This window comes from Methylobacterium persicinum, from assembly GCF_022179525.1.
Taxonomy (GTDB): domain Bacteria; phylum Pseudomonadota; class Alphaproteobacteria; order Rhizobiales; family Beijerinckiaceae; genus Methylobacterium; species Methylobacterium persicinum.
Genome location: NZ_BPQX01000018.1, coordinates 1 through 15,033, shown reverse-complemented (window position 1 = coordinate 15,033; position 15,033 = coordinate 1). Strand labels below are relative to the sequence as shown.

The window sequence follows — 15,033 nt, the reverse complement described above, 5'->3', positions numbered from 1 at the left end:
CGGGCCACGGCAACGGCTAAGGTGATGCTCCGGCCGGGCGCGGTGCCCGCCGGGGACCGCCGGACCCACGCGTGATGTTGCCCCGACCCGCCCTTCGACTCCTGGCCGTGGCCGGCCTCGCTGCCCTCGCCCTGGCCGGCTGCGGCCGCCGGGGCGCCCTCGAGCCGCCGCAGGCCTCCGCCACCGCCCCCGCGGCGGCGACGAACGGCGCGGGATCGGCCGTGAAGACCGGCCGCATCCTCCCCGACAGCATCGGACTCGGCGGCGGACAGGCCGAACCGGATGCCGAGGCCGTTCGTGCCGGCGATGAACTTGCACCGAGCGCCATCCCGCCCTCGGGCTCCGAGGCCCCCGTCCAGACGACCAAGGGCGCCAAGCGCGGCTACCGGATCCCCAAGGAACCTTTCATTCTCGACCCGCTGCTGTAGACGGACCCGGTCCGGACCACGCAGCGACGGCGACAGGCGCGATGCACCACTTCCACTACCAGGGCGGCCGCCTCCATGCGGAGGAGGTCGATCTCGCGCGGCTGGCGGCCGAGGTCGGCACGCCGTTCTATTGCTACAGCACCGCGACCCTGGAGCGGCATTACCGCGTCTTCGCCGACGCCTTCGCCGCCGACGGGGCCCTCGTCTGCTACGCTATGAAGGCGAATTCCAACCAGGCGGTGCTGGCGACCCTCGGCCGTCTCGGCGCGGGGATGGACATCGTCTCCGGCGGGGAACTGGCCCGGGCGCTCGCGGCGGGGATCGACCCGCAGAGAATCGTCTTCTCCGGCGTCGGCAAGACCCGGGAGGAGATGGAGGCGGCGCTCCGGGCCGGCATCCTGTGCTTCAACGTCGAGAGCGAGCCGGAGCTGGACCAGCTCTCCGCCGTCGCCTCCGGGATGGGCCTGCGGGCGCCGGTTTCGGTCCGGGTAAACCCCGACGTCGATGCCCTGACCCATGCCAAGATCTCGACGGGTACCTACGAGAACAAGTTCGGCATCCCGATCACCCGCGCCCGGGAGGTCTATGCCCGCGCCGCCGCCCTGCCGGGTCTCGCGGTCCACGGGATCGACATGCATATCGGCAGCCAGATCACGGACCTGACGCCCTTCTCCGATGCCGCCGCCCGCCTCTGCGGCCTCGCCCGGGACCTGATGGCGCAGGGGCACGCCCTGAAGCACATCGATTTCGGCGGCGGCCTCGGCATTCCCTACCGGGACGACAACGCCCCTCCCCCCGACCCGGCCGCCCTGGCCGCCACCCTGCGCCCGCATTTCGCCCCGCTCGGCCTGCGGCCGGTCTTCGAGATCGGGCGGATGATCGCCGGCAATGCCGGGATCCTCGTGACGAAGGTGCTCTACGTGAAGCGCGGCGAGGGCCGGACCTTCGTGATCGTGGATGCGGCCATGAACGACCTGATTCGGCCGACCCTCTACGACGCCTTCCACGCCCTGCGCCCGGTGGCGGAGCCGGATGCGGATGCCCCGCGGCTCGTAGCCGACGTGGTCGGCCCGGTCTGCGAGAGCGGGGATTACCTCGCCAAGGGGCGGGAGATGCCCGAGCCCGCCCCCGGAGACCTCATCGCCGTGATGAGCGCCGGCGCCTACGGAGCCGTGCAGGCGGGCACCTACAACACGCGGCCCCTGGTTCCGGAGGTGCTGGTCCGCGGCGCCGAGGCGGCGGTGGTCCGCCCGCGCCAGGGTGTCGAGGCACTGATCGGCCTCGACCGGATGCCGGGCTGGCTGTCCTGACGGGCGGCGGCCGGGGCGACTTGCCGACCCCAGGCACGGCCGTTAAGGGCTCGGCCTGCAACGGGAAATCGTAATCGGCGTGCTTGCGCTTTCTGTCTTCATCATCGCCCGGAACGAGGCGGACCGCATCGGCGCGACGATCGGGGCCGTGCGAGACCTGACCGACGACCTAATCGTCGTGGATTCGGGTTCCAAGGACGGCACGCAGGCCCTGGCGGCCTCCCTCGGCGCGCGGGTGATTCACAACGCGTGGCCGGGCTACGGCCCGCAGAAGCGGTTCGCCGAAGAGCAGTGTCGGCACACGTGGCTTCTGAACCTCGACGCGGACGAAGTGGTGCCGGACCGCCTCGCGGCCGAGATCCGCGCCCTGTTCGCCGCGGGCGAACCGGCCCATCCGGCCTGGCGGATCGGGATCGCGGAGATCTTCCCCGGCGAGACACGGCCGCACCCCTTCGCCTACACGCTCTACCCCGTCCGCCTGTACCGGAAGGACCGGGGCCGCTACTCGACCTCGCCGGTCTTCGACCGGGTGGACCTGGAGGCTGGCGCGACGGCAGGCAAGTTGCGGAGCAAGATCCACCATTTCTCGGTCCGCTCCCTAGGGGACCAGCTCGACAAGCTCAACCGCTACTCCGACCAGCAGGCGGACGATCTGGCGGCGCGGGGCGTGGTGATCCCAACCTGGCGGGTGTTCGTGGAGTTGCCGGGGAACTTCCTGAAGGCCTATTTCGGCCGCCGCCACTTCGCCCGGGGGACCTACGGTTTCCTGACGGCGATGAACTATGCGATCTCGCGCCACCTGCGGATCGCCAAGCATTACGAGCGCCGCCGCCTCGCGACCCACCGGGATCGTCTTGACCGCTCCGGCCGGACGTCCTAGAGCCGGTCTGCCGGAGACGTGGCCGAGAGGCTGAAGGCACTCGTTTGCTAAATGAGCATACCCTTAATCGGGTATCGAGGGTTCGAATCCCTCCGTCTCCGCCACTCCCCTGACACGTGGGGACATGGACGGCTTTGCCCGGCGCCGAAGCCCCTGATACGGCACCATATTCTTCGGCATAGCGGTCACGAGGAGATCGCTTAGGACACGCAGTGCGTGAGCGGGCGATCACTTTGGCACAGCCTGTTCGAGATGCGCAGATCCGCCCCCATTCAGGTGGTTCACCCGAAGGTCCGTTACCGGCGCATGGCGCCAAAGGACTGCGACTGCATGGGGTGAATTTCGGCCGTTCCGCTCTTGGTTGAATCGCGAGCGCAGCAGACGAGGTCTAATCAATCCACTTGGGCTTTCACCACCTATATCCTAGGTAGCGAAACCTCATAACTAAGCCGAACCCAGGAATGCGGATCGCGCCGGACGAGCGTCACGCCGGATCATCATCCCTGCTCAGCCAGAATGTCCTTCCGCTCGTCCTTCAGGATGCTGATGAGCCGTCCCGCCAGTCGCCCCAAGGGTCGACCAACCGGATGGATCATCACCGTCTCGATGGGCAGGCTGGGACGAAACGGGCGCAGCACGATGGGAAGGTGGGCGAGTTCGCGCGCCGGGATGGGGTCTACGAGGGCTAAGCCGGCCCCTTCCGCCACCAAGCCGCATCGCGCGGCCGTGTACTGAGCCATGTGAAGGAACCTCGGCTCCGCTGCCGCCGCGGCGAATGCCGCCTCGACCGATTGCTGGAAAACGCCGGGAGCCCCCGCGATCAGGGTCTCGCTCATGAGATCCTGCACGGTCACGACGGCGGCCTCCGCCAACGGGTGTCCGATTGGCAGTGCGCAGACCGCTCGAACCGTCATAAACGGCTCGCTGTTGACGCCCACATAGCCGGAGCGCGGTCGCCCGATCCCAAGGTCGCACTGGCCGGACGCCGTCCATGACCAGATCGCGTCCGGCGAGGGTACATGGAGCGCCACGCGTGCCCCCGGGTATTCTACGCCGAGACGCCGGATTGCACGCGGCAGCAGGCGCGAGGCGAGCGACGGCTGACACGCGACCTTCAGCGGCCCCGTCCCCAGTTCCCTGATCTGACGTGCGGCGGCGCGCAGGTGGTCGAGCCCGGCATAGGTCCGCTCGACCTCGCGGGCGAACGCCTCGCCCTCGACGGTCGGCGTCGCGCTGCCGTGTCCGCGAATGAACAGCGCAAAGCCAAGTTCGGACTCAAGCTGCGCAATCGCCCTGCTCACGTACGGCTGACCAATGCCGAGCGCGGCCGCGGCCTTGGTCATTCCGCCATGCCTTAGAACCGCGCGGAAAAGGTCGAGATGACCGGGGTTCATGATGCCTTCGGCGCATGGATAGAAGGGTATTGGGCATTTGACGGCATATGACAACAATGGTTGTCAATGCGGGGGCGCCGAACCTCGGACGCAATGCCGCCGGACAGGACCAACGGGCGATGATTAACGTGCTTCTCTCATCAGCCCTCGCGGTCGTGGCCGGTGTCAGCATCGTCGTGCAGCAGGTGATGAACGCGAACTTGCGTGCGGCCCTCAACTCGGCCGCGTGGTCAGGCTTCATGAGCTACGCCGTCGGTGTGGCGTGCATGGTCGTACTGGCCGTCATCGTGCGCGACCCGGTCCCGTCCGTCGCGGTCGCCAGCCGCATCCCGTGGTGGGTTTGGGGCGGCGGCATGTTCGGCGCGATCTTCATCGGGCTCGCGATCTTCCTCGTCCCGCAACTCGGGGCTGCGACCTTCATCGCCCTGCTCGTCGCCGGCCAGATGCTCGGGTCGGTCGCCTTCGACCAGTTCGGATGGCTGGGTCTTGCGCAGAGGCCGGTCGACCTCACCCGCCTGGTCGGCGTTGCCATGCTGATCGGTGGCGTCGTCATGATCCGGCGCTAAGCGCTGATCTCATTCGTTCGCCAATAGCGAACTTATACCGCGAGCCGACGTTTTCGGGCGGCGAACGGAGGACTGCTTCGGGGAGGATGCCACGCCTGTTCGCGCGGCTGAGTTGAGTCCCTTGCGAAATTTCTGCTTCGAGATGCTTGACGGATTCTCGATGTTGGCGACTTGTCGATCCGCCGCCATTTGTCCGGGCTGTGTCAGTGCTCAACGTCGAGCGTTAAGCGACGTTCACTTCGATAGCACGCTGGTCGTTTATCCGCGCCTTGCCGTCGCTTATCCGTGGGCGGGTGTGGGTACGAGGCAATATTCGCCGAGAACGCGTCTGTGTGCCGGAAAAATCCATGGGCTCGTCCAACAGGAGCTGAGAATCGTTTCTCGCCGGAACGCGCTATCGTTATGGGTCCGGAATTAGGCGGCTTGGAAGGAAGCTAAGCGCGCCGGCAGAATAGCTTTTCAACCGAGGAGCCTAACCGTTCAGCTTGCCGGCGGTTTCCGTCCCGGTTCGTCAGGCGTGCGCCGGCGACGGTTCATCCATCTTATCGCAGCGGAAAACCTTCGGCGCAGCCAGGGCGAGGAGGCGATCCCCCTCTTCGGGGGCGGAACGCTCGTTGTCGACCGAGAGGAATTCGACAGCGCCATCGGTCTTGATGATCAGTAGGCCAATCGCATCGGTCTGCACCGCTGTATTCGCAGGAACGACTTCGAATCGCCAACCAGCTTCGTGTCGACCGGCCAGCGCATCGAAATCGATCTTACCGGTACCCACCACCTTGCCGCGAGTATCCCGGCTGACGCCAGTATCTTCATGCAAAAGATGATCCGCCGACGGTGCGAGTTGATAGACGCGCTCGCGGCCGAGCTCAGGTCCCAACCGAGTACAAACAAGTGCGTTGTAGAGCCCGTCTCGGGTCGCGGCCAGCAGGTGGTCGGGGGGATGGTCGGCCAAACCTTCCTCGGCATGCCGGGAGAGGAGCTCAGCCTGTAGGGTCGGTACCCCCGCCGCCCGAGCCCCATGGAGCGCGCCGGGGTAGGTGTCGATCAGCACCACCGGCACGCCCGCGCGGTGTAATGAGACGACCATATCGCTCGCCCATGCGGAAGCTCCCACCACGGCAAGCCGTTGGGTCTCGGCCGCGGCGGAGAGGCCCAGTTTCCGGGCCAGCGGGCGCAGTGAAAAGCCGTGGAGGATGACAGTCGCCACGATGACCGCAAACACGGTAGGCTGGATCAGTTCGCCGCCAGCGTAGCCTGCCTCGGTGAGACGGGGTCCGGCCAGACCGGCGACCGCGGCCGCGACGATCCCGCGCGGACCGATCCAGCCCACGAACAGCCGCTCCGGCCGCGATAAGTCGCTGCCCAATGTCGCTAGCCAGATGGCGGCCGGTCGAACCGCGAACAGGATGGCGGCCGTGAGACCGAGGATAGGCATGGACAGCATGTTGAGCACGCCGAGGTCGAGGTCGGCGGTGAGCACGATGAACAGGCACGACACCAGCAGGACGACGAGCGCCTCCTTGAACCGCCGCAACTCCCCCAAGCCGGGCACATGTCGGTTGGCGAGTGCGATGCCAAACACGGTCGCGCCAATCAGCCCGGCCTCATGCATCAGCAGGTTCGGGACGACGTAGGCGACGAGGGCGAGCGCAAGCAGCACTGGCGTCTTGAGCGTTTCGGGAACGAAATCGCGCCGGAACGCCCAGGCCACTAAGAGGGCAAAGCCAACACCGAGTCCGCCCGCCACCAGCACGCCTTCGACGAGGTGGAGCGCCAGCGCGACCGCTTGGGTCTCGCCGGCACCGTGCGGCACGCCCACCAGGATCTCGATGACGACCGCCGTGAGGATGGCCCCGACTGGATCGTTGACGATGGCCTCCCACTTGAGAAAGGCAGCAGACCGCCGCTCCAGGCGGGCGTGGCGCAGGAGCGGGAGGATCACGGTCGGGCCGGTCACGACCAGGATGGCGCCGAACACCCACGCGGGTCCCCACAGCATTCCGCCTATAAAATGAGCGGCCAGGGTACCCAAGAGGAAGTTGACCGGCAATGCGAAGGCAGTGAGCCGGAGAACGCCCTCGCCAGTGGCCCTGAGTTCGCGGAAGTCGAGGGCGAGACCACCCTCGAACACTACGATGGCCACCGCCAACCCAATCAACGGACGCAGGCTTTCCCCGAAGTCACGTGTCGGGTGCATCAAGCCGAGCACGGGGCCGACTAGGAACCCGAGCGCGAGCAGCAGCACGATGGCGGGGATGCGTAGGCGCGCAGCGATCACCTGGGCAGTGATTCCGCCGCCCGCGATGCAGAGGACGGCCGTCGCCAAACCGTGTTCCATCCATCCCCCTCCGGATAAGCCTGTCGTCGCGACCGTCAAACGCTTCACCGGCGGAAGGATCACCCCCCTCCCTCGTCTTAAGTGTCGGATCTCATGCCCTCTAACGAACGGGACTCGATAGGATCCACAACGAGGCACCCATCTGTCTGATCAAAGGCATGCTTGGCAGGTCAACGCTTTAAATGGACATATCTCAACCCAAGGCGCCGAAACAAAAGAGGGCATTCCCGGCGGCGTTCCACTTAAGGATTTCGCACAACGCCGGTTATGACAGCTGTCTGCGCCTTACCAGTCGGCGCTTTTACCCATGATACCTGTCGGCAGTTTGGATCCAAATGTGAGCGCCGTCGGCCGCTCCGCGACCGACAACGCGCTATCGATCCAACCGTAGAGATCAGTTTGCAACGCGGTCACATCAGTCCCGATCACGGGTACGATGAAGGCCTTGAGACGGGAGCCCTCCTCTGGGCGCATCAGACGCACTGCCGCGTCATCAACACCCGGCCGATCACGAAGGCGCGCCGCAACTCGGTCCGGGTAAACGTTCGTGCCACCGACCTGTACGGCACCGTCCCGGCGGCCTGCCAGCTGAAACCTGTTCGCGCTTTGCAGCCGGATGCGATCCGGCAAAACGAGGCGCCGTCCGGACACATGGACGATCTCCGGAGCATCCTCACTAACAGGCTCGACGAAACGCCAGTGCGGCATGAGGATGTACGAAATCTCCGGCCAGCAGCGCGTGGCCACGCCGGCCGTCTCCGACGAGCCGTAGACCTCCGTCATCCCTGAGAGACCGCGCTCGCAGAGGGCCGCGATGAGGTCGCGTGGACATGGGGCGGTGGAGACCACGCCCGCGACGTCATCCGGCCAGCCCGGCAGCGAGCGCGCGAGCCAGCGCCAGCGGTCGGGAAACGTGACGACGAGATCCCCCGGCGCGAGGCTGCGAACGATCTCAGAAGGGCCGAGCTTCGTCGCGTCGACATGCGCGACGCCGAGTGCGTCGGGCAGGAGGGCCGCAAATAAAAAGCCGTAGGCGTGGTGAGCCGGAAGGAGGGACACGATCCGCCGCCTGTCCCGGAAGTGCTCTGCTAGGAACGTGGCTTCCGTGTGCAGGGCATTGGCTGTGTGCGCATAGCGCTTGGGCTGTCCGCTGGTCCCCGAGCTCGTGAAGGTCACCGAAGCGACACCCGCGCGCCAGGCTGCCTCGACGCGCTCGATCCAGTCTCCGAACGTGGCGTCCGCGAGCAACCCGTCCTCACCGCCCGCCTCGTGGAGGTGGAACATCTCGTTGACCGCGGAGGCCAGCCACAGTCGCTCCAGAGAGTCGCACCCCAACCCCTCTCCCGACCCGGACACGATTTGCGTCATGTCCGGCCATGTCGTCGGCAGGTGCGCCGGCAGACGCGCGTCAGGATTGCCTTGGCCCCGCGCCGCACGGAGTTCGGCGGTAAGCAGGCTTTGCAGAACCGTCGCGAGCGAACGTCGCGACAACATCACCGGATGATCGGCGTTCAAGCCGCGGCCTGATTTGCGTGGGCCAGTTCGACTCGGTCACGGCCCGCGCCCTTGGCCCGGTAGAGTGCGCTGTCCGCGGCTGCGAGCAGGCCAGCCAAGGATGCGGCGGGTTCCCTAACCAGCGAAGAGCAGCCAAAGCTCGCGGTGATGCATAGCTCGACCCCACCCGCATCGATTGGTTCGCGCGCGAGCGAAAGGCGCAGGCGTTCGGCGACAGCGGAGGCCTCCATCAGCGCGGTGCCCGGGAGGAGCACGACGAACTCCTCCCCTCCCAAGCGCGCGAAGATGTCTTCAGGACGCAGTTCCGCCTCGCAGCGTCGGGCGACTTCGCGCAGCACCATATCACCGGCAGCGTGCCCGTGCTCGTCGTTCACGCGCTTGAAGTGATCGACATCGAGGACCACAAGGGCCAACGATCCACCATCCCGGAGCGTTCGGACGAGTTGGCGTTCCGCTGTCTCGAAGAAATGCGCACGGTTGCTAGCCCCCGTCAGGTGGTCGAGTGTCAGCATCCTCCGCAAATCGGCCGTGTCACGCCCTTGGCGGGCCACCGCACGGATGACGAGGGTATATCCCGCAGCAATCCCGGCGGCCTCATCGCGCACGGCGATCAGGCGTTGGCACCAGTAGCGCCCGCCATCGGCGAGAGCGTGCCAACCCTCGTGGAGGTACCAGCCGTCCCGCCGCGCCACCGCGATGGCCTCCCCAGGGAGCGGCATCGCTGAAGCGCGGTCCGGACGGTCGAACCATTCGAAGGGTCTGCCGAGCAGCTCAGCCTCCGAGAAGCCCGTTTGACGCATCGCCGACGGGGTGACGGCGTCGATGCATCCGTTCGCGTCGAGGGAGAGCACCGCGACATCATCGACGCCGTCGAGCAGGGAGGCGAACCAAATTTCGGCCTGCTTCAGCCGCCGCTCGCGGGCGACCTGCGCGGTCACATCGGAAAGGGTCGCGATGTAGCGATTCTCGGTGAGCTTCACGATGTTGCAGGCCAGGACGGGCGACCGTTCACCGCGTCCGGTCACGATGCGGTGGCCGTCACAAACTGTACCTTGGGGTAGATGAAATTGCTGGATCATGTTGCGCAACTCGGGCGCGCAGCCGTCCATGACGTCGAACAGGTTGATGATGAACGGACGGCCCGCGATCGGCAGCAAAACGCCCATCGCGGCCGGGTTGACCATGCCGATGGCCCCAGCGGCCGAGAACTCGACGAGGCCGGCGGGGCAGGCGTAGAGGAACTGTAGCAGGGCCGCATGCTCGGCTTCGAGATCGGTCATCACGGCGGCCTCCCTCAGCGCTGGATCAGGATGTAACGGCGATCGATCTCCGGCGCCTTGAGTAGTCTCAGCCGCACCGGCGTAGGACGCATGCGCAAGGTGAGGACATAGTCGATGATGGCGTCGATCTCCGCTTCGTCCTCGAAGCGCTGCGCCACCATGAAGTTATTCATGCATTGCGCGGTCACAGAGAAGTAATGCGTGCCGAGCACGGTCTCGCGCTGGAGACCAGCCAGCTGCGACTCTGTGGCGTTGTAGATCTCGACAAGGCCCTGGGGTGAGAAGCCCACCACTCCGAACGGTAGGGCGTCGAGGTGATCCGCCTCCAGGGTGAGCAGTGTGTCGAGGGAGATGGTTTCGAAAGAGAGCACGGCAGGCCTCGCATGTCGGTCCAAGAATACTCAGCAAGAATACTCAGGCTGCGCGCATGCCACGCCCGGCATCGACGCCAGTCTCACTGCCGACTCCGACCGAGCCGAGCGGTGGGAACCACGCCGCCGGCAGGCTCGCGACGGAAGGTTTCGCAAAGAGGTAGCCCTGGAACAGGTGAATGCCGGCGGCACGCAGAGTGTCCAGCTCGGCTTCCGTTTCTACGCCCTCGGCGATCACCGCGATGCCCAACTGACATGCGATCGCGACCACACCCGCAATGATGGCCTGGCGGGCATGCGACGCTGCGATGCCGCGGATCAGCTCCATGTCGATTTTGATGAAATCGGGCTGGAAGCTCGCGAGCAGGTTAAGGCCGGCGTAGCCTGCGCCGAAGTCGTCGAGGGCGGTGGCGAAGCCCTGTTTCCGATACTCGGTGATGATGCGCTGGACATGGATGACATCGATCATGCGCTCGTTCTCGGTGAACTCGAACATGATCAACTGATGGGCGAAGCCGACGCGGCGCGCGGCCTCCAGCGTCGCCCGGATGCAAGCGGCTGGTTCGTAGACGGCGTTGGGCATGAAATTGATGGACAGATGGGTATCGGGTTCGACGAACAACGAGCTGGCGAGTTCGATCGCCTTCACGCGACAGGCTTGGTCGAACTTGTACCGGTTTGCCGCATCGACCATCCCGAGGATCTGACCGGCGCCTTGACCTGAAAGGCCTCTGACCAGCGCCTCATAGCCCCATACGCGATTGCGCTGGAGGTCGAGGATGGGGTGGAACGCCATCGTGAACTCGAAGGGCAGCGGCTCGGCGGCCTGGCAACCCTGGCATCCCATTTTCATCACTCGAGCTTCTCGTGACCGCTTTAATCAGACCACATTATCAGCTTGACAGTTTCGCTGTCGTCAATTTCCAATCAGTAACAAAATGCGAAATACGGCTCGCTCAAAGCGCTCGCAAGCCTTCGCCCGTTCAGTTAATATTCCTTAAGGCTTATCTGCTATTCCGATGGTATCGCTCTCACGCGGAGCGCCACCTTGCGACGGAACAACACGAGCGGCGCCGGGCGGGCAAAGTGTCTCGGATGGGCGGTTCTCGACTTGTCCGCTTCTCGGTCGATCGTACCGAGAGGCGGAAGCTTTATTGCGAAATGAGAGATGCAGAGCTCAGCGTCGCCGACAATTATGCGGCGCGAATGGTGGACAGGAAGCGTGCCATTTCGGCCGTCAGGTGCTCGGACTGCCGCGAGAGTTCCGTGGCTGCGCCGAGCACATGCGTGGCAGCGGCCCCGGTCTCTTTTGCCGCCTGGGCGACACCGGAGATGTTGCCGGTGACCTCCACCGTGCCTGCAGCCGCCTGAGACACGTTCCGAACGATTTCCTACGTCGCTGCGCCTTTTTGCTCCACCGCTGCGGCAATCGACCTCGCGGTGGCGCTGATGTCGCGGATCCGCTGGGTGATACCGCCGATTGCGGCCACGGCCTGCCCGGTCGAGTTCTGGATCCGGCTGATCTGGCCGGCAATCTCATGCGTCGCCCGCGCCGGCTGGCTCGCGAGTTCCTTCACCTCGGCAGCCACCACGGCGAAGCCCTTGCCGGCCTCACCGGCCCGCGCCGCCTCGATCGTGGCGTTCAACGCGAGCAGGTTCGTCTGGCCGGCGATGGAGGAGATGAGGCCGACCACATCGCCGATGCGCTCCACCGCACCACTCAGATCCTGCACCAGCGCACCCGTCTGGTCGGCCGCGACCACTGCCTCCCGTGCGATGCTCGCGGACCCGTCCACCTGACGCCCGATCTCCTGGACCGACGAGCCCAGTTCCTCCGCCGCCGCCGCGACCGTGGCGACGTTGCTACCGGCTTCCTCGGCGGCCGCCGCGACGGCCGTGGACTGGGCGGCCGTTTCGGCGGCTGTGCCGCTCATGGTACCGGCCGTGGTCTGCAACTCGGTGGCCGAGGACGAGACCAAGCCGATGATCCCGCCCACTGCCGCCTCGAAGCCGTCGGCCATCTGCCGTATGGCGGGTCCCGCGGGTGCCGCAATCGTGTGGCATCCGGACCCGGGTAGGAATTGATAAACCAATATCCCGCCTAGCCTCATCAAGGATTGTCGCGGGGATGCCGGTGTTCGGGACGCTCAAGGGGACAGGCGTGGCCACGCGAGGGTTCGCCGCCGCGACCCTCGTGCTCCTCGCCGGTTGTGCCGGCCGCCCGACTGGCGTGCTGCTTCCCGTCGCCGCCGTCGAGACCGTCCCTGGCACGTCGCGGGTCGACATGCTGGTCGCGACCACGCGCAAGTCCGCGACCGACCGCGGCGTGCTCTTCTCCGGTGAGCGCGGCGAGGCCGTCACCTACACCGACCTCACAGTGTCCATCCCGCCCGACGGCACCCGCCAGGCTGGTTCCGTCCAATGGCCCAAGACACTCCCGGGAAATCCCGCGACCGATTTCGTCGCGCTCCGGGTCGAGCCGGTCGAGCGTGCCCATGTCCCCGCCTGGACCGGTCGGGCCGTTCGGCGCGGGACCAAGCGTCACGTGCTGGTGTTCGTTCACGGCTTCAACAACAAGTTCGAGGATGCCGTCTTCCGGTTCGCGCAGATCGTGCACGATTCCGGCGCAGAGGTGGCTCCGGTGCTGTTCACGTGGCCGTCCAAGGGCTCGGTCCTGGCCTACGGCTACGACCGGGAAAGCACCAACTTCTCCCGCAACGGCCTCGAAACCTTGCTGAGGGACCTCGCCCGCGACCCTAATGTCGGCGAGGTCACCGTCCTGGCCCATTCCATGGGCAACTGGCTGACCCTGGAGAGCCTGCGCCAGATGGCCATCCGCGACCGGCGCGTCGCCCCTAAGATCCGCAACGTCATCCTCGCCGCGCCGGACGTCGACATGGACCTCGCCCGCGAGGCATTTCACGATATGGGCCCGAACCGGCCTCGCCTGACCCTGATGGTGTCCGGCGACGACCAGGCCCTCGCGGTCTCCCGGCTCGTCTGGGGCGACAGCGTGCGGCTCGGGGCCATCGACCCTGCGGTCGAGCCGTACCGCTCCGAGCTGGAGCGTCAGAAGATCGGCGTCCTGAACCTTTCGGCGGTGAAGGGAGACGATCCGCTCAATCACGGCAAGTTCGCCTCCGGGGACGTGGTTGCCCTGTTGGGCAAACGCCTCGCAGACGGCCAGCCGATCTCGGATGGACAGGTCGGCATCGGCGACAGATTGGTGAGCACGGCGGCCGGCGCCGCCTCCACGGTGGCGACCGGTGCGGCTTTGGCGGTGGCGGCCCCGGTGGCCCTCGTCGATCCGCAGACCCGCGAGACCTATGGCGAGCACCTGTCCCATGTCGGCTCGGGGCTTCGGGACACGGTCGGCTCCACGGTCGACTTGGCCGGCGCACCGGTGCGGGCCATGACCGGGGGTCGCTGACCCATCGCGCCGACCAATGACGACGAGGCCGGAATCGCCGGCACTCTTGGGGGGATGGAAGATGGCTTGGAAGATCGGGTTGGCCGCGGTGGCGGCGACGGCGGCCTGGACGGGAACCGTGCACGCCCAGGGGCTCGAACGCGGGGCACGGGATGGGGCAACCCGGGGTGAGATGATCGCCGGCCCCCTGGGAGCCGTCGTGGGCGGTGCGGTGGGGGCGGCGGTGGGAACGGCCAACGGCATCCTCGGCATCGACCGGCGCGAACGCTTCCGCATCTACGCCACGGGCGAGCGCCGCCCGTCCTTCGCCTATCCGGGCCGCGTGACGGTCGGCACCATCCTGCCCGAGGACGGCGTCGTCTATTATGACGTACCTCCCGAGTTCGCCCTGCCGAGCTACAACTACACGGTGGTCAACGACCACCCGGTGCTGGTCGAGCCGCGCACGCGCCGCGTGGTCGAGGTCATCGACTAGCAAGGGTTCGCCCCTGGCCGTGACCTGCCGGCGAAGCCGCTTCATCACAGCGTGGGCCTCGCGCAGACTCGGTCGCCTCGGCGGCAGGTTGCCGAGTGGCCGCGCCCGGTTGTCGCCCGGGCACGGTATGGCGGATTACGTCCCGACGGTCAGCCCAGCAACTTGAGAACAATCATTCGCGTACATTTCAAGTCTGAGACTTGGCGTTCGAGAGCAGTAATGTCCCGCGAACTTCACTCAACATGATGTCGAGTGAGGTTCGCATGCCACTGATCAAGCCGTCCTAACGTAGTCGTTGCCGCCGTGATCCGCGGCCCACGATCCTGGGCCAGCCAAACCAACGTTGCCGTAACCGTTGACTACGAGAGCAGAGTTTGATCCTGCGGTGGAATAATCGTAGGCGCCATTGATTATCTCCGTAGAGCCATCACCAGCGTGAGTTTCGTTGTTCCAGCCGTTGATGTTCGTCCATGTGGCGTTGCCCGTATAAGTCACGTTCCCGTTTCCGTTGATCGTGGTCCCAGCGCCATCGCCGATCCCGGTGGAATTGCCATTGCCGTTGATCACCACATTCGACCATCCACCGACATTCGAACTATTGCTCGAGCCACAAACTATGAAGTTCGATCCCATTCCGGAGCTGGTCTGATCATTGTTGCCGACAACGGCAACGTATGAATTCGCGCCGGCTCCAGTGCTGTCGCCAGACCCCCACACATTGACGCTCGAACTATTCCCAACGTTTGTATTATCTCCTGTCCCATAAATGTTGGCGCCTGTCGCGTCTCCCGAATTGGTCTAGTTGTAATTGCCATTGACCCCATTCTGAGAGCCGTAGCCGGCACTGCTTGAGTTGCCGTCGCCGTTCACGGTCAGTGTCGATGACGCCCCGGTTGTGGTTGTCTCGCTTGAGCCGGCGACCAGCACGTTCGACCCATTTCCGGCGGACGTGTTGTTTGCGATGCCTCCGATCCATACGCCGCTGCTGTCACCGGTGCAGGTCGAGTTCCAGCCGCCGTTGATCCCTGACCTGACCGGCTGGCTTT

13 protein-coding genes, 1 tRNA gene and 2 pseudogenes are annotated in these 15,033 nt (G+C 65.8%); 7 read left to right on the top strand and 9 right to left on the bottom strand.

Annotated elements, in window-relative coordinates:
* The first annotated feature begins 74 nt into the window (after positions 1 to 74).
* From lptM to MFF22_RS07465, 4 genes are all read left to right on the top strand, one after another.
* Positions 75 to 428, top strand: coding sequence for an LPS translocon maturation chaperone LptM (lptM, locus tag MFF22_RS07480; RefSeq protein WP_238248494.1), 354 nt, complete (start codon positions 75 to 77; stop codon positions 426 to 428).
* Positions 429 to 469: 41 nt separating this feature from the next.
* Complete coding sequence (gene lysA, locus MFF22_RS07475; RefSeq protein ID WP_238248332.1) at positions 470 to 1,738, top strand: diaminopimelate decarboxylase; 1,269 nt, start codon at positions 470 to 472, stop codon at positions 1,736 to 1,738.
* Between the two features lie 73 nt (positions 1,739 to 1,811).
* On the top strand, positions 1,812 to 2,618 hold the full coding sequence (locus MFF22_RS07470; RefSeq protein WP_238248493.1) for a glycosyltransferase family 2 protein: 807 nt from the start codon (positions 1,812 to 1,814) through the stop codon (positions 2,616 to 2,618).
* A gap of 12 nt (positions 2,619 to 2,630) precedes the next feature.
* Positions 2,631 to 2,722, top strand: a tRNA-Ser gene (locus tag MFF22_RS07465).
* Between the two features lie 393 nt (positions 2,723 to 3,115).
* Here the strand turns inward: MFF22_RS07465 and MFF22_RS07460 are convergent.
* A complete protein-coding gene (locus tag MFF22_RS07460; protein WP_238248492.1) occupies positions 3,116 to 4,015 on the bottom strand; it encodes a LysR family transcriptional regulator in 900 nt (299 codons plus the stop codon).
* A 116-nt stretch (positions 4,016 to 4,131) separates the two neighbouring features.
* Between MFF22_RS07460 and MFF22_RS07455 the strand changes: the two genes are divergently transcribed.
* On the top strand, positions 4,132 to 4,578 hold the full coding sequence (locus MFF22_RS07455) for a DMT family transporter (protein ID WP_238248331.1): 447 nt from the start codon (positions 4,132 to 4,134) through the stop codon (positions 4,576 to 4,578).
* Positions 4,579 to 5,089: 511 nt separating this feature from the next.
* Here MFF22_RS07455 and MFF22_RS07450 read toward each other — a convergent pair.
* From MFF22_RS07450 to MFF22_RS07425, 6 genes and pseudogenes are all read right to left on the bottom strand, one after another.
* On the bottom strand, positions 5,090 to 6,916 hold the full coding sequence (locus tag MFF22_RS07450) for a cation:proton antiporter (RefSeq protein ID WP_238248330.1): 1,827 nt from the start codon (positions 6,914 to 6,916) through the stop codon (positions 5,090 to 5,092).
* A 285-nt stretch (positions 6,917 to 7,201) separates the two neighbouring features.
* Complete coding sequence (locus MFF22_RS07445) at positions 7,202 to 8,431, bottom strand: AMP-binding protein (RefSeq protein ID WP_238248329.1); 1,230 nt, start codon at positions 8,429 to 8,431, stop codon at positions 7,202 to 7,204.
* Entirely contained in the window at positions 8,428 to 9,711 is a 1,284-nt protein-coding gene (locus MFF22_RS07440) for a sensor domain-containing diguanylate cyclase (protein WP_238248328.1), read from the bottom strand. Before MFF22_RS07440 ends, MFF22_RS07445 begins: the two co-directional genes overlap by 4 nt.
* 14 nt (positions 9,712 to 9,725) lie before the next feature.
* Complete coding sequence (locus MFF22_RS07435; protein ID WP_238248327.1) at positions 9,726 to 10,082, bottom strand: hypothetical protein; 357 nt, start codon at positions 10,080 to 10,082, stop codon at positions 9,726 to 9,728.
* Between the two features lie 43 nt (positions 10,083 to 10,125).
* A complete protein-coding gene (locus MFF22_RS07430) occupies positions 10,126 to 10,935 on the bottom strand; it encodes an EAL domain-containing protein (protein ID WP_238248326.1) in 810 nt (269 codons plus the stop codon).
* A gap of 340 nt (positions 10,936 to 11,275) precedes the next feature.
* Positions 11,276 to 12,112 (bottom strand): annotated as a pseudogene (locus MFF22_RS07425) (methyl-accepting chemotaxis protein); the annotation flags it as partial.
* 131 nt (positions 12,113 to 12,243) lie between these two features.
* Here MFF22_RS07425 and MFF22_RS07420 point away from each other — a divergent pair.
* Both MFF22_RS07420 and MFF22_RS07415 read left to right on the top strand, forming a co-directional pair.
* Positions 12,244 to 13,512, top strand: coding sequence for an alpha/beta hydrolase (locus MFF22_RS07420; RefSeq protein WP_238248325.1), 1,269 nt, complete (start codon positions 12,244 to 12,246; stop codon positions 13,510 to 13,512).
* Between the two features lie 61 nt (positions 13,513 to 13,573).
* Positions 13,574 to 13,987, top strand: coding sequence for a DUF1236 domain-containing protein (locus MFF22_RS07415; protein ID WP_238248324.1), 414 nt, complete (start codon positions 13,574 to 13,576; stop codon positions 13,985 to 13,987).
* 273 nt (positions 13,988 to 14,260) lie between these two features.
* On the opposite strand, the gene MFF22_RS07410 is transcribed toward MFF22_RS07415, so the two are convergent.
* Both MFF22_RS07410 and MFF22_RS07405 read right to left on the bottom strand, forming a co-directional pair.
* Positions 14,261 to 14,557, bottom strand: coding sequence for a hypothetical protein (locus MFF22_RS07410; protein ID WP_238248323.1), 297 nt, complete (start codon positions 14,555 to 14,557; stop codon positions 14,261 to 14,263).
* A 228-nt stretch (positions 14,558 to 14,785) separates the two neighbouring features.
* A pseudogene (locus MFF22_RS07405) lies at positions 14,786 to 15,033 on the bottom strand (hypothetical protein); the annotation flags it as partial.